This window comes from Streptomyces sp. BF23-19 (assembly GCF_041106355.1).
GTDB lineage: Bacteria > Actinomycetota > Actinomycetes > Streptomycetales > Streptomycetaceae > Streptomyces > Streptomyces virginiae_A.
Genome location: NZ_JBGBPT010000003.1, coordinates 2,448 through 21,259, shown reverse-complemented (window position 1 = coordinate 21,259; position 18,812 = coordinate 2,448). Strand labels below are relative to the sequence as shown.

Here is an 18,812-nt window from a genome sequence, read left to right as displayed (position 1 = left end):
ACTGACAACGGACGGCGCGGATAGCGTTGTTGCTGGTCAGAGCGATTGTCAGTGGGGGTCTCTACGGTGGTTCACATGACTGAGCAGGGGGACCGCTGGACAGCGGAACAGGTACTGGATCTGGCTCCTGACGACGCCTCACGCAAGGCGGGGGGCAGACTCGGCGGGGCAGGGCCGTGGTTGCAGATCGGAGGTTCCGCTTCCGGTTCGGTGTGGGGGTTGTGCAAGGGCAGCGGCAGCAACCCGTACCGCACGGTCGTGGACCTGACGGGCCCCGCGTACAAGTGCTCCTGTCCGAGCCGGAAGTTCCCCTGCAAGCACGCGCTGGGGCTGTTGCTGCTCTGGTCGGCGGAGGGGGTCGGAGAGCCGGGCGAGGCTCCGGAGTGGGCCGCGCAGTGGCTCGCGGACCGGGCGGCCAAGGCCGCGCGGCCCCCCGGAGGGAGGGCCGCGCCGGTCGACGAGGAGGGGGCTCGGAAACGGGCCGAGCGGCGCGCGGCGCGCGTCGGCGCGGGCGTCACCGAGCTGGAGCAGCGGCTGGCCGATCTGCTGCGTGGCGGCCTCGCGGGCCAGGAGCAGGCCGGATACGCGGGGTGGGAGGAGACGGCGGCCCGCATGGTCGACGCCCAGGCACCCGGACTGGCCGGGCGGGTGCGGGAGTTGGGGACGATACCCAGTTGCGGCCCCGGCTGGCCCGCCCGGATGCTGGAGGAGGCGGCGCTGCTGCACCTGCTCGACCGGGCGTGGCTGGGGGTGGCCGGGCTGCCGGAAGAGCTGGCGGCGACGGTGCGCAGCCGCGTGGGACTGCCGGTCTCCGGGGAGGGGGAGGCCGTACGGGACCGCTGGCTGGTGCTCGCCCAGTACGACACGGTGTCGCCGGACGGCCGGCTCACCACCCGCCGGATATGGCTGCGCGGGTTGGCAGGCGGGCGGCCCGCGCTGGTGCTGGACTTCGGACCGCCCGGGCGGCCACCGGGGCCGGCACTGCCGGTGGGGCTGGTGCTGGAGGCGGAGATGCGCTTCCGGCCCGGGTCGGCGGGGCTGCGTGCGGACCTCGGTGAGAGGTTCGCGGCGGCCGTGCCGGGCGCGGAGGTTCCGGCCGGGGTGAGCACGGGGGCGGCCCTGGAGGCGTACGGGGCGGCGCTGCGGGAGGACCCGTGGCTGGAGTCCTGGCCGGTGGTGCTCGGTCCGGTGGTTCCGATACCGGGAGAGCTCGGCTGGCAGCTGGCGGACGCGGAGGGCACCTCCGCCCTGCCGGTGCCCCTCACCGGGGGCGGCCGCTCGCGCGGGGGGCTCTGGCAGCTGGCCGCGTTGTCGGGCGGGGGCCCGGTGACGGTGTTCGGCGAGTGCGGCCACCGTGGCTTCACCCCTCTGACGGCCTGGCACCCGGACTCGACCGAGCCCGTCGCCCTGTCCTGATCAGGAGCGGAAAAGGGAAACACATCGCAGGGGGCCTGGGGGGTCCTGTGCCGTCACACGGGGGCGGCGGCAAGGAAGACGCACGGCGCCGGGGGGCGCCGCACGCGAAACGACGACGAGCCGGGGGGCTTGCATGAACGACAACCACGCCAGCTGAAGGCGAGCAGGCAGACGGGGACATCGACAGCTCCGGTCCCGTGGAGGGGGCGGGACCGGAGCCCATGACACGACGAGCGACCGACGACGAGCGACGAGGGAGGGGCCCGATGGACAAGGGTGACGAGGGGTACGGGGAGTGGGAGGGGCTGGTCGCCACCGCGCTGCTGGGCACCGAGCGGCGCCGGGACGGGGGCCCGGCGGGCTCGCCGGAGGCGCTGCTCGACGCGGCGGCCGTGCATGCCGTACGGCGCCGGGCCGGGCTGCGACCGGCCGAGGCGGGGCCGCGTCCGGATCCCGCGCCCCGCGATCCCCGGCCGGCGCCACCGGAGGCGGCCGGCCGCAGGCTGGCGCAGTTGCTGGCCGGGCGGAGCGGTCCGGTCAACGGCGGCGGGCGGCGCGGGTCCGCCCCGGACCTGACGGAGCTGCTGCCGCAGTGGCTGGCCGCGGCCGCGCGGCACGGCTACCGCTCGCCGGCCGCGCTCGTACCGGCGCTGCTGGACGCGGCCCGGGCCCGTACGGACCTACGGCCGCAGGCCCTGGCCCTGGCCGGGACGCGGGGGCTGTGGCTGGCGCGGATGAATCCGGACTGGCGGTTCGCCCTGCGCGGGGGTTCGGGCGGCGCCGGGGAACTGCCGGCGGTGACGGACCGGCCCGCGGTGGAACGGCTGTGGCAGGAGGGGCTGTTCGCGGAACGGGTGGCCCTGCTCGGGGCCGTCCGGGCCCACGAGGCGGCGGCCGCGCCGCGGCTGTTGATGACGACCTGGGCCACCGAACGGGCCGAGGACCGGCTGATGTTCCTCGATTCGCTGAGGGTGGGACTGTCGGGGGATGACGAGCCCTTCCTGGAGGCGGCGTTGGGCGATCGCAGCCGCAATGTCCGTGCCACGGCAGCCGAGTTGCTGTCGGCGCTGCCGACCTCGGCGCTGGCGGGACGGATGGCGGAGCGCGCGCTGGCCTGCGTGGGCCCCGAGGGGGTGACTCCGCCGGCCGAGTGCGACGCGGGGATGCTCCGCGACGGGGTGGTCAAGCGGCCGCCCGCCGGCCGCGGGGAGCGGGCCTGGTGGCTGGGCCAGTTGGTGGAGGCGGCGCCGCTGTCGTGCTGGCGGGAGCGGTTCGGGGGGCTCGGCCCGGCGGAGATAGTGGCGTTGCCGGTGGCCGTGGGCGACGGCTGGACGGAGGAGCTGCACGCGGCGTGGTGCCGGGCCGCCGTACGTCAGCGCGACGCGCCGTGGTCGCGGGCCCTGCTCGGCCCGGCGTCCGCGCCGCCCGCGGCGGGCCCGGGCACGGCCTCGCTCGCGGAACGGGCCAAGCTGCTGGAGACCCTCCCGCACGCGGAGCGGGCGGAGTGGGTCGCGGAGTTCATACGGGCCCACGGACTGTCGGAGGCGTTCCAGCTGCTCGGGGTGTGCGTGGTGCCGTGGGCGGGGGCGCTGGGCCGGGCGGTCGTGGACGCACTGGACACGGCCCGGGACGCGGGGAGCTACCCGTGGAGCTTCAGCGGGGTGATGGGACTGGCGGAGCGCTGCCTCGATCCCGCGGAGGCGAGCCGACTGGAGGCCCTGACCACGGCCGCGGAGGACCTGCCGGACGCGGCCCCCGGCGCGGCCGCGTACTGGGCCGAGGCATTCCGGCGACTCGTCTCGACCCTTCGCCTGCGCGCGACGATGCTGGCCGAACTGACCCCGGCCTGACCTCTGCGGGGACGCTCGGCCGGGTGCGGGCCGGGCCGCGCGCGGGTGCGGCGCGGCCTGCCCGATTCCTGCCGAACCGCCGGAGGTTACTGGCGGACGTGGGCGTTGACCCACTCCACGATGGCGGTCGTCGTCGCGCCCGGCGTGAAGATCTCGGCCACGCCCTTCTCCTTCAGAGGGGCGATGTCGTCCTCCGGGATGATGCCACCGCCGAAGACCTTGATGTCCTCCGCGTCGCGCTCCTTGAGGAGTTCCAGCACGCGCGCGAAGAGCGTGTTGTGGGCGCCGGAGAGGATCGAGAGGCCGATCGCGTCGGCGTCCTCCTGGATGGCGGTGTCCACGATCTGCTCGGGGGTCTGGTGGAGGCCGGTGTAGATGACCTCCATGCCCGCGTCCCGCAGCGCCCGCGCGATCACCTTGGCCCCGCGGTCGTGGCCGTCGAGACCCGGCTTGGCCACCACCACACGGATCGGACCGGTCACACCCATCGCACTGCCTCCCGAGTGAACGAACGTTAAGTACAGCATCGCGCACGCCGCCGTTTCGCGGTCAATCACGAGGGGGAAATCACACGTGGGACGGCATTGCGCCACCGTGCCGACAGCCGCACGGCACGGTGGTGCGACCGCCGCGGTCCCGCTGAGGCTCAGGGGAGGCCGTCGATGGGGCTGTCCGTACCCATGTCCATGCCCTTGTCCGGCGCCGCGCTGCGGGCCGGCGCACTCGAGGTGATGGTGTTCGGCGGGCACCTCCTGCTGTATCCCACCGGAGTGTGCCAGGAAAAGGTCGCCGCCCGCCCGCCCACGACACGGCCGCCGGTGCTCCTGCTCCACGGGTTCACCGACAACCGGTCCGTCTTCGTCCTGCTGCGCCGCGCGCTCGGAGCGGGAGGCCGGCACGTGGAGGCGTACAACTACTCCCCGTTCACCCTCGACCTGCGCGTCACCGCCCGCCATCTCGCCCGGCGTGTCGAGGAGCTGTGCGAGCGCACCGGGCAGGAGCGGGTGGATCTGGTCGGGCACAGCCTGGGCGGGCTGGTCGGCCGGTACTACGTGCAGCGACTCGGCGGAGACAGCCGCGTCCGGACGCTCGTCACCCTCGGCACCCCGCACTCCGGCACCCGGGTCGCCCCTTTCATGGACGCGCACCCGCTGATTCGCCAGATACGCCCGGACTCCGAGGTGATCACCGAGCTCGCCGCGCCCACGCCCGGCTGTGCCACCCGATGCGTCGCGTTCTGGAGCGAGTTCGACGCGATCATGATTCCGGTCGCGACCGCGCGGATCGAACACCCGGATCTGTGTGTGGAGAACGTGCAGGTCACCGGTATCGGACATCTTGCGCTGGCCGCTCATCCCGCCGTGATCGCGGCGGTCCGCCGCACCCTCGACGGGCCCGGCCTGGCCGCCGTCGCGGGCACCGACGCCGCCTCCGTCGCCTAGCCGACGAGCGACCAGGAGTCGAACTAATTTCGAACTCAAGGCCAAGGGTCCGCATTTCGACGACCGAAAGACGGCCGAATGCCCGGTTCCGGAGATCTGGGGACCCGGCGAAGATTGTCGTGGCGAGTAACCGCCGGGTACAGTCACGCCACTGCTCTCCTCCGGTGAACCTTGCGTTCCCGGCCACCCAGGCCCCCACTGCCGAGGCGAAAGAGAAGTTGGTGAACGACCGCCCCACGTCGGGCCAGTATCCGGATCCCGGGTACGACGGCCTTTCCACCACCGCTTTCGCTGGTGACTCGCCCTACGTTGCCTATGAAACGCAGGGCCAGGGCGTCAACTACGCCGCCTACGGTTCCTACGACACGGGCGCGTACGACGCCACCGCGTGGGCCTCGCAGGACAGTTACCTGTCCACGATCCCTACCCAGGTCGCCCCCGAGGACACCACCGGGAGCTGGGACGCGAGCGCCTGGAACACGCCGAGCACGGACTACTCCGGCTACCCGCAGTACCAGCAGCCCTCCTTCGGCTACGACACCTCCGGCGAGCAGACCGGGCACTGGGCGATGCCGGGCTACGGCACCACCGGCACCGAGACCGGCGCCTACGACGCCACCGCCTGGAACACCGTCGCCGAGACCCCGGCCCAGCCCGAGGCGGGCTACGCGTACGAGTACCGGCCCGCGCCCGAATCCGCGCAGCAGGAGTACGCGTACCAGGCGACCACCGTCGGCTACGCCTACGAGGCCACCCAGGCCGTCGTCGTCGACTCCGGTCACCGGAACGGCTTCGAGACCGGCTTCGAGACCGAGTCCGCCACGTACAGCGAGACCGCCGTCTTCGAGGTGCTCTCCGAGGAAACGCCGCAGGTCCACGAAGCGCACGAGGCACACGAGGCGTCCGAGGCGTTCGATCTGCCCGAGGCTCACGATCTGCCCGAGGTCCACGACCTCCCCACCCAGACCATGCCCGTGACCTCGACCCCGCGCTCCGCGCGCCGGACGGCCGCCAAGGGCAACGGCAAGACCGGCTCCGCCGCCAAGGCGAGCAGCGGCAGCGGTGGCAGCAGCCGTCGCCGCAATCCGGCGAAGCGTTCCGCCTTGCTGACCGTGGCCGTGCCCTCCGCCTGCGTGATGGGCGTCGCGGGCGTCGCGGCCGCCTCCGTCGGCGGCCTCACCGGCACGGACCGGCCCGCCGAGGAGCCCACCACGATGGCCGCGCCCGACCCGGCCTCGGTGAAACCGGTCGCGGCGAACACCAAGCTCGACACCCAACTGGTCGCGCTCAGCGCCGACGCGGGCGACTTCGCGGACCGCGCGAGCCGCACGCAGGAGCGCATCGACCTGCGCGAGCGCCAGGAAGAGGAAAAGAAGAAGAAGGCGGAGGAGGCCGCGGCCAAGGAGGCCGCCCGCCCCAAGTTCGCCATCCCCGTGAACCAGCACGGCCTCAGCGCCAACTTCGGCCAGGCCGGCGGCATGTGGATGTCGGTGCACACCGGCATCGACTTCCCGGTCTCCTACGGGACCCCGGTCATGGCGGCCACCGACGGCACCGTGCGCACCCAGTACAACAGCGCCTACGGGAACATGGCGATAGTGACCGCGCCCGACGGAACCGAGACCTGGTACTGCCACCTCAGCTCCACCAAGATCCGCGGTGGCAAGGTCAAGGCGGGCGACGTCATCGCCTACTCGGGCAACTCGGGCAACTCCACCGGCCCGCACCTCCACTTCGAGGTCCGGCCCGGCGGCGGATCCGCGATCGACCCCCTGCCGTGGCTGCGCAGCCACGGTCTGGACCCGACGTAACCCGCGGTCGACGTAACCCGCGGTCGACGTAACCCGCGGTCGACGTAACCCTCGGTCGACGTAACCCTCGGTCGACGACACCCGCGGTCGACGACACCTCGGCCGACACGACCCGGCCGACGCGACTCCCGCACCTGACAACCGATGTGAGCGCCGCGCGGCCCGAAGGCGCGTGGCCGACGATCGACGCGGCCGTCCGTCGTCCTACAGCTTCTGCACCGGCGCGTAACGCAGCAGCAGCCGCTTGGGCTTGTCGTCCCCGAAGTCGATGGTGGCCTGCGCGTCCGCGCCCGCTCCCTTGACCTCCATGACGGTGCCGAGCCCGAACTGGTCGTGCGTGACCCGGTCCCCGACCACCAGGGCGATGACCGGCTTGTCGGCGGCCCGCCGCGTCGCGAATCCGGACGGCCCCGACTTCGTGCGCGACGAGGACAGGAACGCCTCCGGCGAGGTGCCGAACGTCGCCTTGCCCGATCCGGACGACGACGACCCGTACCCCGAGCTGCGCATCGGACCCGCCGGCTTCTGCGTGGCGCCCGTCCGCTTCCACTGGAGGTACTCGGCCGGAATCTCCTCCAGGAACCGCGACGGCGGGTTGTACGAGGGCGTGCCCCACGCGCTGCGCATGCTGGAGCGGGTCAGGTACAGCCGCTCGCGCGCCCGTGTGATGCCCACGTAGGCGAGGCGGCGCTCCTCCTCCAGCTCCTTGGTCTGGCCCAGCGCCCGCATGTGCGGGAAGACCCCGTCCTCCATGCCGGTCACGAAGACCACGGGGAATTCGAGGCCCTTGGCGGTGTGCAGGGTCATCAGCGTGATGACGCCCGTGCCCTCGGTGTCCTCGTCCGGGATCTGGTCGGAGTCGGCGACGAGCGCGACCTGCTCCAGGAACTCGGCCAGGGTGCCGGACCCGGGAGCCGGGGCCCCGGTCTCGGCGGCCTCGGCCGCCGCGGCCTCGCGTGCCTGCTCGAACTCCAGGGCCACGGCCGCGAGCTCCTGCAGGTTCTCGATGCGCGTCTCGTCCTGCGGGTCGGTCGACGCCTGGAGTTCGGCGAGGTACCCCGTCCGCTCCAGCACCGCTTCCAGCACCACCGCCGGGCCCGCGCCCGAGTCGACGATCGTGCGCAGCTCCTCCATCAGCACGTTGAACCGCTTCACCGCGTTGGTGGAGCGCGCCGCCATGCCGAAGGCCTCGTCCACGCGGCGCAGGGCCTGCGGGAAGGTGATCTTCTCGCGCATCGCGAGGGCGTCGATCATCGCCTCGGCGCGTTCGCCGATGCCGCGCTTGGGCACGTTCAGGATGCGCCGCAGCGGGACGTTGTCCTCGGGGTTCGCCAGGACGCGCAGGTACGCGAGGACGTCGCGGACCTCCTTGCGCTCGTAGAAGCGCACGCCGCCGACGACCTTGTAGGGCAGTCCGACCCGGATGAAGATCTCCTCGAACACGCGGGACTGCGCGTTGGTCCGGTAGAAGATCGCGACGTCGCCCGCCTTGGCGTCGCCCGCGTCGGTGAGCCGGTCGATCTCGTCGGCGACGAACTGGGCCTCGTCGTGCTCGGTGTCCGCGACGTAGCCGGTGATGACGGCGCCGGTGCCGGCCTCGGTCCACAGGTTCTTCGCGCGGCGGTTCTCGTTGCGCTCGATGACCGCGTTGGCCGCGGAGAGGATCGTCTGCGTGGAGCGGTAGTTCTGCTCCAGCAGGATCGTCGTCGCGTCCTTGTAGTCCTCTTCGAACTGGAGGATGTTGCGGATGGTCGCCCCGCGGAAGGCGTAGATCGACTGGTCGGCGTCACCGACCACGCACAGCTCGGCCGGGGGCAGGTCGGGGTAGCCGGTGCCCACCAGCTCGCGCACCAGCGTGTACTGCGCGTGGTTGGTGTCCTGGTACTCGTCGACGAGGACGTGCCGGAAGCGGCGCCGGTAGTGCTCGGCGACGTCCGGGAACGCCTGGAGCAGGTGGACCGTGGTCATGATGATGTCGTCGAAGTCGAGCGCGTTGGCCTCGCGCAGCCGCCCCTGGTACATCGCGTACGCCTGGGCGAGGGTCTTCTCGAACCCGTCGACGGCCTGGTCGGCGAAGGCTTCCTCGTCGATCAGCTCGTTCTTCAGGTTCGAGATCTTGGCGTTGAAGGCCTTCGGCGGGAACTTCTTCGGATCCAGGTCCAGGTCGCGGCAGACGAGCGCCATCAGGCGCTTCGAGTCGGCCGCGTCGTAGATCGAGAACGAGGACGTGAAGCCGAGCCGCTTGGACTCGCGGCGCAGGATGCGCACGCACGCACTGTGGAAGGTGGAGACCCACATGGCGTTCGCGCGCGGGCCGACCAGGCCCTCGACGCGCTCCTTCATCTCACCGGCGGCCTTGTTGGTGAAGGTGATCGCCAGGATCTGGCCGGGGTGGACGTTGCGCGCGGACAGCAGGTGTCCGATGCGGTGGGTCAGTACCCGGGTCTTGCCGGAGCCGGCGCCGGCCACGATGAGCAGCGGGGTGCCCGCGTGCACCACGGCCGCGCGCTGCTCCTCGTTGAGCCCGTCCAGGAGCGTCGCCGGGTCGATGACGGGCCTGGGGGCGCCGTCCCGGTAGTACGCGTCCCCGCTCATGGGTACGTCGAACCGCCCCCCGAAGAGATCGTCCGCGCCCGCTTCGGGGGCGGCGTGGTCCTCGGGCGGCGGCGGGACCTCGTCGGAGGGGGTGAGGTCCGCCAGGAAACTGTCGTCAAAGAGGCTGCTCATCGCATTCCGAGTCTAGGGGGCGGGACCGACAGGCCAGCACGAGTTCGAGCAGACCGGGAAAACGGAGCTCCAGGTCCTCGCGGCGCAGCGCGAGGAAGAGCTTGCGGCCCTGGGGGCGCTGGCAGATGAGCCCGCTCTCGCGCAGCGTCTTGAGGTGGTGCGTGACGCTGGAGCGGGGCAGGTCGGGGACGACCTCGCCGCAGAACGCCTCCGCGCCGGAGGCCAGCTTGCGGACGATCTCCAGCCGGACGGGGTGTCCGAGCGCCGCCAGCACCTCGACCAGCTCGATGCGGTCGGCGGCGGGGTGGGTCGGCTCGGCGGCGGCAGCAGGCATGACCCCACTGTACGCAGACCTCGTACGGACATGGCGGGGCGGCCGGAGGCCGTGACGGCCGCACCGACCCGCTTCCTCGGCTGACCGGGCCGCCTCGTACGCTCGACGCCATGGACGTACTCATCAGTGTCTTCGTCGGCCTGCACATCATCGGGATCGCCGCGCTCCTCGGTGGCTTCCTGACCCAGATGAAGGCGATGAGCGCGGGTACCGCCCGTTTCACGCCCGCCATGCGGCACGGCGCGCTCACCATGCTCGTCACCGGCGTTCTCCTGGTCGGCTTCAACCAGATGGACGGGACCCCCGTCAACAACGTCAAGGTCGGCGTGAAGCTCGCCATCCTCTTCGTGATCCTCTGCCTCGTCTACGTCAAGCGCGACGAGGAGCACGTGGACAAGGCGCTGTTCGGGGCCGTCGGCGGGCTGACCGTGATCAACATCTTCATCGCCCTTCTCTGGCACTGACCCACACCGGAACGATCCGCTCCGGTCCTCGGCAGCCAGCTCCGATCGTATCGAGACACTTACGATCATCTCGTCATCCGCCCGTTACCTTCGGGTCTAGCGTCCTCCTCCAAGCACCGACAGAGGAAGGACGTGAGGCCCGCGTGGCCAGTCATCGAAAGCCCAGGCAGCGCCCGCTCTCCGGCGGCCCGGTACGGACGACCGCCGCCACCCTCGCCCTCGCGGGCGCTGCCACCGTCACCACCTTCGAAGGCACCTCCCAGGCCGACCCTCGGCCCACCCCCGCCCAGGTCAAGTCGGAGGTGGACCGGCTCTACCAGGAGGCCGAGGCGGCGACCGAGCAGTACAACGGGGCGAAGGAACAGGCGGACGAGGCCGAACGCGCGCTGACCGGGCTGCGCGAGGAGACCGCCCGCAAGACCGACCAGCTCAACACCGCCCGCAGCGCGCTCGGAACGCTCGCGGCCTCCCAGTACCGCAGCGGGTCCCTGGGTACCGCCGTCCAGCTCGCGCTGGCCTCCGACCCGCAGGAGTACCTCTCCCAGGCCGCGTTCATCGCCCGCGCCGGGGACCGCAACGCCGCCGGGATCACCACCGTGCGCCGGCGGCTCGACGAGGTCGGCAAGCTCCGCGAGCGGGCCTCCGGGCGGCTCGCCGACCTCCGCTCCCGGCAGCGGGAACTCGCCTCGCACAAGGCCGTGATCGAGGAGAAGCTCACCGCCGCCAAGAACATGCTGGCCCGGCTCACCGCCGAGGAGCGGGCCGCCTACGAGGCCGGATCGGCCGGCGGCTCGGTCGGCGGCTCGGCCGGCGCACCCGCCGGATCCGCCGCGTCCCAGGGCAACACGCCCCCGCCCCCGTCCGACGGTTCGCGCGCGGCCCGCGCCGTGGCCTTCGCGTACAGCGCGATCGGCAAGCCGTACGTCTGGGGCTCGACGGGCCCGGGGTCCTTCGACTGCTCCGGCCTGACCCAGGCGGCCTGGCGCTCGGCCGGGGTCTCCCTGCCCCGCACCACCTACACCCAGATCAACGCCGGCCGGCGCGTCTCCCGCGACCAGCTGGCCCCCGGCGACCTGGTGTTCTTCTACTCCGGGGTGACCCACGTCGGCCTCTACATCGGCAACGGCCAGATGATCCACGCCCCGCGCCCCGGATCCACGGTCCGGCTGGCGCCGATCGACTCGATGCCCTGGGCCGGCGCCTCCCGTCCCGCGTAGTCCCCTCAGCCGCGGGCGTCTACGGCGCCTTGACCACGCCGCTCAGCCAGCCGAAGGTCTGCGGCAGCTGCTTGGACCACGATTCGAGGTTGTGCCCGCCGACGACCTTCTCCGCGTGCACCGTGGTCGGGCTCTTGGCGATCGCCTTGAGGTCCAGGCCGGACAGGTAGCCGTCCTGCTCGGCCCCCGACATCCACAGCGCCACCGGCGGCGGGGTGGGCGCGGCCTGGAGCATGTTCTTCAGGTTGTGCGTGCGGCGCAGTTCGGGGTCCTTGGCGACCAGCGACGAGGGCTCCTGCCCCGGGTCGTTGTAGCCGGACAGGGAGACGGCCGCGCTGTAGCGGTCGGGGTGGGCGATGGCGAGCTTGGCGGCGCAGTACGCGCCGGCCGAGTAGCCGGCCACGCCCCAGGTGCGGGCCTCGTCCGAGGCCCGGAAGTTGTCGACGACCATCTTGCGGACGTCGACGCTGAACCAGCTGTCCGCGTTGACCTTGCCGGGGAGGTTGGCGCAGCCGGTGTCGCCGTTGCCGAGCAGCATGGCGCGCGGCGAGACCAGGATGAACGGCTGGACCTTGCCGCTCTTCATCAGCGGCTCCAGCACCTCGTGCGCCTTGAGTCCCTGGAACCAGGACTTCCCGGTCCCCGGTATGCCCGGTATCAGCTCGACCACCGGGAACTTCTTGTCCTTGTAGGCCGGGTCGTCGTACTGCGGCGGCAGCCACACCATGACGTCGCCCTTGACCCCGGAGATCTTGCCGTCGAGCTCGGTCTTCTTGACGCGGCCGCCCAGCCCCTCCACCGGCTGGAACTCCTGCTTGACCTTCGGGGCCTCTTCGACCTTCTTGCCGCCGAGTCCGTCCGGACCGAGGTCGGGGGCGGCCGTGACGTACTTGCCGGTACCGAGCAGGTCGCTCCAGGAGGCGTAGAAGTGCTCGGCCCGGTTGACCGCGACGAACACCACGGCGACGGCTGTGACCTGGGCGAACACCACCATCAGTGCGCGCAGGGCGGTGCGTACGGCGGCCGGACCGCGCACCTTGCTCCACACGGCCAGCGGAAGGACGACGGCGATCACCGTCAGGGCGATCACCGTCGCGAAGAAGGGTGTACCGGTCAAGCTCATCACGCCAGCCTAGAGGGCGGCGGGCGCGCTCCCGGTTGCCAGGTCGACCTGCGGCGTGGGTCACACCGCAGGTCAGACCCCGGACGCCGGACTCAGACCAGGCGGCGGGCCGTCGCCCAGCGGGTCAACTCGTGCCGGTTGGAGAGCTGGAGCTTGCGCAGGACGGCGGAGACGTGCGACTCCACGGTCTTCACCGAGATGAAGAGCTGCTTGGCGATCTCCTTGTACGCGTACCCGCGCGCGATCAGCCGCAGCACCTCGCGCTCGCGCTGCGTGAGCCGGTCCAGGTCCTCGTCGACCGGCGGCGCGTCCGTCGAGGCGAACGCGTCGAGCACGAAGCCCGCCAGCCGCGGCGAGAACACCGCGTCCCCGTCCTGCACCCGGAAGACCGAGTCCACCAGGTCGCTACCGGTGATGGTCTTGGTGACGTACCCGCGCGCACCGCCCCGGATGACCCCGATGACGTCCTCGGCCGCGTCCGACACCGACAGCGCCAGGAACCGCACCGGGTTCTCGGCCGCCGCCATCAGCGGGGCGCAGCGCCGCAGGACCTCGACGCCGCCCCCGCCGGGCAGGTGCACGTCGAGCAGGACCACCTCGGGCCGGGTGGCGGTGATGACGGTGACGGCCTGGTCGACGTCGGCCGCCTCGCCGACGACCTCGACGCCCGTCCGCTCGGTCTCGCCGATCTCGGCCTGCACTCCCGTACGGAACATCCTGTGGTCGTCGACGAGCACCACCCGGACACGCCTGGTCTCCCCCACGCCTGCGTTCTCTCCCGCCTCGGTCATGCTGTGTTCGCCGCCCTCTCCATCTCCAGCTCGACTTCCGTGCCGCCGTCGGGCGCGGACCGCAGCCGTGCGGTCCCGCCGTTGCGCTGCATCCGGCCGATGATCGATTCTCGTACGCCCATGCGGTCTCCGGGTACCGCGTCGATGTCGAAGCCCGGTCCCCGGTCCCGTACGGACACGAACACCGTCTGCCCCTCGACCTCCGCGTACACCTGTACGGGCCCGCCCTCGCCACCGTACTTGGCGGCGTTGACCATCGCCTCGCGCGCGGCCTGTATCTGTGCCGCCAGCCGCTCGTCGAGCGGGCAGTCCCCGACGACCACGACCTCGATCGGGACGCCGTGGTGGTCCTCCACCTCGGCGGCGGTCTTCTTCACGGCCTCCGCGAGGGTGGCCGGCTCCTCCGCCTCGTCCTTGCCGGTGCCCTCGGGCTTGTAGAGCCAGTTCCGCAGTTCTCGTTCCTGCGCCCGCGCGAGGCGGCGCACCTCGGAGACGTCCTCCGCGTTGCGCTGGATCAGGGTGAGGGTGTGCAGCACCGAGTCGTGCACGTGGGCGGCGACCTCGGCGCGCTCCTGGGCGCGGATGCGCATCAGGCGTTCCTCGGACAGGTCCTGGGTCATCCGGATCAGCCAGGGTCCGGCGAGCAGGGCCACGCCGACGAGGACGGCGAGGGTGGCGGTGAGGACGTTGCCGAGCTGTGCGGCGGAGCCCCGGACGACGATGAAGACGGTCAGGCCCACCCCGACCAGGGCGACGCCGGCCAGCGCCCGCGCCACCTGGAAGAGCCGTCCGTGCCGTCCGGCGGCCGTCGACCAGTGGGCGCGGCGGGCGTTGTCGGCCTGCCGCCACACGAGCACCACCCCGGCCCCGACCAGCAGCGTCGGCCACACGTACCGGCCGGACGCGCCGCCGAGCTGGACCTTGGAGATGAAGATGCCCGCGCCGATGAACAGGGCGATCAGCGCGGTGATCTGCCCGCGGTCGGGCTTGCGCAGTCGGCGGGTGCCGTCGGGGAGGGTCTCGAAGAAGGAGCGGTGCCCGGTCCGGCCGCCGACGCCGAGCGGTACGAAGACCCAGAACGCGGCGTACAGCAGCACGCCCAGCCCGTCGCCCCACATGAACAGCAGGAGGAACGCCAGGCGGACCCAGCCCACCGGAAGCCCGAGGTGCCCGGCGAGACCGCGCGCCACACCGCCGAGCATCCGGCCGTCGGCGCTGCGGTAGAGCTTGCGCTGCGGCACCTCGTCGGCGTCCGGTGCGTGCGGGGTACGGGGAGCGGCGGCTACGGGCATGTCACCAAGGGTCACACGCGCGGTGGTGGCCGGGCATCAGGGCATCCCCCCACTTGTACCGGGGGGATATCAGGGTTGCACCAGGGTAGGGCCGGATGCCGCGCGCTTCGTCGGGCCGTCACCATGGACCCATGACCGAAGTACACGACGCCCCGCCGGCCGGGCCCGGGGGCCTGCGGGCCGCCGACCCCAGGCCGCCCCTGCGCCGCAGCAAGCGCGACAAGGTCCTCGCGGGCGTGTGCGGCGGCCTCGGCCGGTACTTCGACCTGGACCCGGTGGTCTTCCGCATCGTCCTCGGTGTCCTCGCGGTCACCGGCGGCGTCGGTCTGATCTTCTACGGCTTCGCGTGGCTGCTCCTCCCCCAGGACGGCGAGGAGGACAGCGAGGCGAAGAAGCTGCTGACCGGCCGGGTGGAGGGGGCCACGCTGGCGGCCGTGTTCGCCGCGCTGGTGGGCTGCGCGCTGTTCCTGTCGATGCTGGACAACGGCGGGCTGGCGGCCTTCTCGGTGCTGGTCGTGCTGGCGCTGGGCGGGGCCTCGTACTGGTCGCAGCGCAAGCGCCACACCGGGCCCGAGGCGCAGGCGCCCGACCCGGCCGGCGGGGCCCCCCGCGCCGCGCACTCGCCGGCCCCGCCGGAGACACAGGCGCCGCCCACCCCCGGCGGGCCGTCCTGGTGGCGGGACCCGCTGGTCAAGGACGGTACGACCGGCCCGGTCGGCGGGACGGGATATCTGTGGGGGCCGGACGACACCGAGGATCCGGCGGTGGTCGGCCGCCGCACCCCGGAGGCGGCCGCGAAGGCGCCCGTCGCCCCGGCCCGCCCGCGCGGCGGCATCGGCGGCCGGGTCTTCGTGCTGGCGCTGCTGGCCGGGATCGCGGGGACCGCCGCCACCTGGGAGGGCAACCCGCTCGGCGAGGCACTGCAGACCGGGCTCGCCGCGGCGCTGATCGTCTTCGGTCTGGGCCTCGCGGTCAGCTCCCTGCTGGGACGTACCGGGTTCGGCACGATCGTGCTGGCCGTGTTCACCGCGGGTCTGCTCGCGGGCGCGGCCGTACTGCCCCGGGAGATCGGCACGGACTGGCAACGGGTGGAGTGGCGGCCGGCCGCGGTGGCCGACGTGCAACCCGTGTACGAGGCGGGCACCGGGCTCGCCACCTTGGACCTGAGCCGGCTGGACGTGCCGAAGGGCACCACGGTGGCCGTCGCGGCCTCGATCGAGGCGGGCCGGCTCAAGGTGGTCCTGCCGCGGGAGGTCACCGCGCAGGCCGATGTCACCATCCGGCGTGCGGGCGACGTGCGGATGCCCGGGGACCGCGCGGACCGGATCGAGCGGATCGGTGAGCAGAACCGCACGGAGACCCTCGCGCCGGCTGCCGGCACCGAGGCCGGCGGGACGATCGAGCTGCACCTCGGTGCGGACTTCGGACAGGTGGAGGTGGCCCGTGCGGCGTCATGAGTTCCAGCCGGGACGGCTGATCGCGGGGCTGGCCCTGGTGGTGGCGGGCGTGCTCTACCTGGTCGGCACCACCGGCGAGGCGGACCTGCCCTGGTTCGCGGTCATCCCGATCACCATGGGCGGGCTCACCCTCGCCGCGCTGGTCGGGCTGGTGACCTATGCCGTACGCCGGGACAGGCGCGACCGGATCACCGAGTCCAGCGACAGGTAGGGCGCTCCGGCGAGGATCAGCGGGGTCCACGCCATCATGTAGATCAGGTCGTTGCCGTAGTAGTACGGGGTCACGGCCCACGACACCGTGAGCCAGAGGCTGAGCGCGATCAGCGCCCCGCCGACGGCCGCGATACGGGTCAGCAGGCCGACCATGGCTCCGAGGCCGACCAGGATCTCCCCGATGGCCAGGGCCACGGCGAAGCCGACGGGCGAGCTCAGCGCCATGTCCACCATGGCGGGGATCGCGGAGGTGTCACGCACCCCGCGCATCAGGTCGCCGATGGAGCCGTCGCCGGAGGCGGAGAGGAACGCCGGGTCGGTCAGTTTGTCGATCCCCGCGTACACGAAGGTCACGCCGAGGAAGAGCCGCAAGGGCAGCAGCGCGTGCCGGGAGGCCAGCTCACGCGGGCCCACCGCGGTGCGAGGGGCGTCGGTTTCAAGAACATCGGTTCGGTTCACGGGACATGTGTACCCCGATCACTCGGCAACATCGATGGTGCAGCGGTTGGATTCCACCCCCGCGGCCGTGACCACCTGGATCTCGACGCGCCCCGGCTCCACCTCCGCCGGGACCGGCACGGTCAGCACGGCGTCGGAGGGGTTGGTGAATCCGCCCGCCACCGGGACCAGCGGTACGTGCACGTGCACCGCCCCGATCCGTACGACCAGACGGGCCAGCATCTCGGGCGTCTGCGCCCCCGGCGGCACGAAGCCCACACCCCGGATCTCGATGTCGTCCCCGGGGCGGACGGCCGCGTCCAGATCCCCGGGCTCCCGTCTGCGCACCACCGACAGCACCAGCGGACGGCTGCCCTCCGCGTACTTCGCCGCCAGGTACACCGCGGCCGACAGCGCCACCAGCAGGGCCAGCGCCCAGGGCAGCTGCGGCAGCCGGTCGGGGAAGCGCGCCAGCGAGACCGCCGCGTAGCAGAGCACCACGGTCGAGACGAGGACGTACTGGGCGTCGGGGAAGCTCCCGCGGCCGGCGTCGTCCGTCAGCAGGTCCACCCCGCGCGGCCGGTCGGCCGGCAGCTTCTGCAGCCGCTGACCCATGATCCGTACGGAGACCACCCGGCGCACCAGCACCGCCACGGCCGAGGTCAGCGAGACCACCGCCAGCAGCGGCAGCGCCCGGTCCAGCGCCAGGCCCGCGTACAGCGCCTGCCGCTGCGGCCCGGGCGCGGAGGTGGCCAGCCGCAGCGCGGGCAGCAGCGTGGCGAAGGCCGTCAGCACCACCCAGGCACTGGGCACCGCCTTGGAGGTGGACAGCCGGTTGTCCTCGCCGACCAGCGGGGCCAGCAGCCCGCCCCGTACCGACTGGGCGCGGGCCGCGACCGTGAGCAGCCCGGCCAGCACCAGGGCGGCCAGCAGCCCGGCGGTGCGCGCCGTGGACCAGCCGGTGCCGAGCGCGGCGGCGACCTGCACCAGCAGCAGGACCCCGGCGGCGATCCAGACGGCGAGGACGGCCCGCCGCGAGAACAGGTACAGCCAGGAGTTGCCGGCCTCCCGGCCCCGGTCGGCGACGGTACGGGCGGACAGGGTCAGCTCGTCGGAGACCCACTGGCGGGAGGCCCCGAGCGAGTGGGCCACGGCGGCCGGCACGCCCTGCCCGGAGGCGAACTCGTCGCGCTTCTCCAGGAACGCCGCGACCGCGCGTCGGTGGCCCTCGCGGGCGCACTCGTCGCAGGCGCAGGCGGTGGTATGGGTACCTCGGGACATCTCTTGGACAGCCACTACGTGCCGCCTCTCTGAACTCCGGTGCAATGCCAGCGAATTGTGCACCACTGCGGCAGTGCTCCGGATTGCGCACGATGTCAGAGCAGGTGATTAACGGTTCATGATGTTGACGCCACCAGCTCCCTGAGGGGCTGGTAGCTCACCCAGGCGGCCAGATCGGACCCGAACCGCTCGCGCGTCAGGGCCGCTGCCCGGTGGTCGATGGGCACCGGTTTCCCCGCGGCCCGGGCGATCAGCTGCACCTGCGCGGCCCGTTCCGCCTCGATGAACCACCAGACCGCGGCGTCCACGGAGTCCCCCACCGTCAGCAGCCCCCGGTTGCGCAGGACCAGTGCCTTGTACGGGCCCAGCGCGAGCGCGGTCCGTTCCGGCTCGTCGGCCCCGGCGTACTCGTCGAGGAGCGCGTGGTCCTCGTAGAAGGCGCAGGCCTCCTCGCTGATCGGGGCCAGCAGCTCGCCCAGGGCGGCGAGGGCCCGGCCGTACGGGGCCCGCGCGCGGACGACGGCGACCACCTCGGGGCGCCGGCGGTGGACGGCCGCGTGCACCGCGAAGGCCAGCTGGTTGACCCGGCGCCCGCCCGTGACCACCCGCCCGTCCCCGTCGACCAGCAGCAGGTCGTCGGCGGTGAGCGCGGTGAAGGCCCGGCCGAAGGGGTTCACCCAGTAGCAGTCCTCGAACTCCGGGTCCCGTGCGGTGATCTGCCCCGCCACCCCGTCCTCGTACCCGAGGCGCCCCAGCAGCCGCAGCGCCTCGGCGAGCCGCTCCTTGCGGTGGGCGCGCGCCGCTTCGGCGGTGTCGTGCACGGGCGGCATCTCGAAGCCCAGCCGCTCCACGGGCACGGGTACGGGCTGGTCCGGCATGGGCGCTCCTTCGAACGGCTCGGTTCGCCGCGCAAGGTACCCGGGCCCCTGCCAAGTGGCCAGAGGAACGGCGAAGGC

General features: G+C 72.6%; 17 protein-coding genes. 8 read left to right on the top strand and 9 right to left on the bottom strand.

What is annotated here, in order from left to right:
- Window positions 1-75 precede the first annotated feature (75 nt).
- Both AB8A24_RS02410 and AB8A24_RS02405 read left to right on the top strand, forming a co-directional pair.
- Window positions 76-1,416, top strand: coding sequence for an SWIM zinc finger family protein (locus AB8A24_RS02410; RefSeq protein WP_369474451.1), 1,341 nt, complete (start codon window positions 76-78; stop codon window positions 1,414-1,416).
- Between the two features lie 266 nt (window positions 1,417-1,682).
- On the top strand, window positions 1,683-3,266 hold the full coding sequence (locus AB8A24_RS02405; RefSeq protein ID WP_369474449.1) for a DUF5691 domain-containing protein: 1,584 nt from the start codon (window positions 1,683-1,685) through the stop codon (window positions 3,264-3,266).
- A gap of 86 nt (window positions 3,267-3,352) precedes the next feature.
- Here AB8A24_RS02405 and AB8A24_RS02400 read toward each other — a convergent pair whose 3' ends face one another.
- A complete protein-coding gene (locus AB8A24_RS02400; RefSeq protein ID WP_030712743.1) occupies window positions 3,353-3,754 on the bottom strand; it encodes a cobalamin B12-binding domain-containing protein in 402 nt (133 codons plus the stop codon).
- A gap of 192 nt (window positions 3,755-3,946) precedes the next feature.
- Here AB8A24_RS02400 and AB8A24_RS02395 point away from each other — a divergent pair, with 192 nt between their 5' ends.
- Window positions 3,947-4,708, top strand: a complete 762-nt coding sequence (locus AB8A24_RS02395; protein ID WP_328962015.1) for an alpha/beta fold hydrolase — start codon at window positions 3,947-3,949, stop codon at window positions 4,706-4,708.
- Between the two features lie 221 nt (window positions 4,709-4,929).
- Window positions 4,930-6,519 (top strand): M23 family metallopeptidase, encoded by a 1,590-nt coding sequence (locus AB8A24_RS02390; protein WP_369474446.1) that lies wholly within the window; start codon window positions 4,930-4,932, stop codon window positions 6,517-6,519.
- 204 nt (window positions 6,520-6,723) lie between these two features.
- Here AB8A24_RS02390 and pcrA read toward each other — a convergent pair whose 3' ends face one another.
- Both pcrA and AB8A24_RS02380 read right to left on the bottom strand, forming a co-directional pair.
- Window positions 6,724-9,246 carry a DNA helicase PcrA gene (pcrA, locus tag AB8A24_RS02385; protein ID WP_328962017.1) on the bottom strand — a complete coding sequence of 841 codons (2,523 nt, stop codon included), beginning with the start codon at window positions 9,244-9,246 and terminating at the stop codon, window positions 6,724-6,726.
- On the bottom strand, window positions 9,230-9,580 hold the full coding sequence (locus AB8A24_RS02380; protein ID WP_328962018.1) for a helix-turn-helix domain-containing protein: 351 nt from the start codon (window positions 9,578-9,580) through the stop codon (window positions 9,230-9,232). The genes pcrA and AB8A24_RS02380 overlap by 17 nt, the downstream gene beginning before the upstream one ends.
- A 110-nt stretch (window positions 9,581-9,690) precedes the next feature.
- Here AB8A24_RS02380 and AB8A24_RS02375 point away from each other — a divergent pair, with 110 nt between their 5' ends.
- A complete protein-coding gene (locus tag AB8A24_RS02375) occupies window positions 9,691-10,044 on the top strand; it encodes a hypothetical protein (protein ID WP_369474445.1) in 354 nt (117 codons plus the stop codon).
- Window positions 10,045-10,187: 143 nt separating this feature from the next.
- Complete coding sequence (locus tag AB8A24_RS02370; RefSeq protein ID WP_328962019.1) at window positions 10,188-11,261, top strand: NlpC/P60 family protein; 1,074 nt, start codon at window positions 10,188-10,190, stop codon at window positions 11,259-11,261.
- Between the two features lie 19 nt (window positions 11,262-11,280).
- On the opposite strand, the gene AB8A24_RS02365 is transcribed toward AB8A24_RS02370, so the two are convergent.
- The 3 genes from AB8A24_RS02365 to AB8A24_RS02355 all read right to left on the bottom strand — a co-directional run bounded on the left by AB8A24_RS02365 (window position 11,281) and on the right by AB8A24_RS02355 (window position 14,467).
- Window positions 11,281-12,384 (bottom strand): alpha/beta hydrolase, encoded by a 1,104-nt coding sequence (locus AB8A24_RS02365; protein ID WP_369474444.1) that lies wholly within the window; start codon window positions 12,382-12,384, stop codon window positions 11,281-11,283.
- A 92-nt stretch (window positions 12,385-12,476) separates the two neighbouring features.
- Entirely contained in the window at window positions 12,477-13,175 is a 699-nt protein-coding gene (locus AB8A24_RS02360; protein ID WP_328962021.1) for a response regulator transcription factor, read from the bottom strand.
- Window positions 13,172-14,467, bottom strand: coding sequence for a PspC domain-containing protein (locus AB8A24_RS02355; RefSeq protein WP_328962022.1), 1,296 nt, complete (start codon window positions 14,465-14,467; stop codon window positions 13,172-13,174). Before AB8A24_RS02355 ends, AB8A24_RS02360 begins: the two co-directional genes overlap by 4 nt.
- A gap of 131 nt (window positions 14,468-14,598) precedes the next feature.
- Between AB8A24_RS02355 and AB8A24_RS02350 the strand changes: the two genes are divergently transcribed.
- Both AB8A24_RS02350 and AB8A24_RS02345 read left to right on the top strand, forming a co-directional pair.
- Window positions 14,599-15,924, top strand: a complete 1,326-nt coding sequence (locus AB8A24_RS02350) for a PspC domain-containing protein (protein WP_328962023.1) — start codon at window positions 14,599-14,601, stop codon at window positions 15,922-15,924.
- Window positions 15,911-16,135 carry a hypothetical protein gene (locus AB8A24_RS02345; protein ID WP_328962024.1) on the top strand — a complete coding sequence of 75 codons (225 nt, stop codon included), beginning with the start codon at window positions 15,911-15,913 and terminating at the stop codon, window positions 16,133-16,135. The genes AB8A24_RS02350 and AB8A24_RS02345 overlap by 14 nt, the downstream gene beginning before the upstream one ends.
- Here AB8A24_RS02345 and AB8A24_RS02340 read toward each other — a convergent pair.
- From AB8A24_RS02340 to AB8A24_RS02330, 3 genes are all read right to left on the bottom strand, one after another.
- Window positions 16,081-16,596 carry a TQO small subunit DoxD gene (locus AB8A24_RS02340; protein WP_369474442.1) on the bottom strand — a complete coding sequence of 172 codons (516 nt, stop codon included), beginning with the start codon at window positions 16,594-16,596 and terminating at the stop codon, window positions 16,081-16,083. The two genes, AB8A24_RS02345 and AB8A24_RS02340, sit on opposite strands and share 55 nt — an antisense overlap.
- Window positions 16,597-16,614: 18 nt before the next feature.
- Window positions 16,615-17,871 carry a hypothetical protein gene (locus AB8A24_RS02335; protein ID WP_266381309.1) on the bottom strand — a complete coding sequence of 419 codons (1,257 nt, stop codon included), beginning with the start codon at window positions 17,869-17,871 and terminating at the stop codon, window positions 16,615-16,617.
- Between the two features lie 101 nt (window positions 17,872-17,972).
- Window positions 17,973-18,734 carry a class II aldolase/adducin family protein gene (locus AB8A24_RS02330; RefSeq protein WP_328962026.1) on the bottom strand — a complete coding sequence of 254 codons (762 nt, stop codon included), beginning with the start codon at window positions 18,732-18,734 and terminating at the stop codon, window positions 17,973-17,975.
- Between the last annotated feature and the right edge of the window lie 78 nt (window positions 18,735-18,812).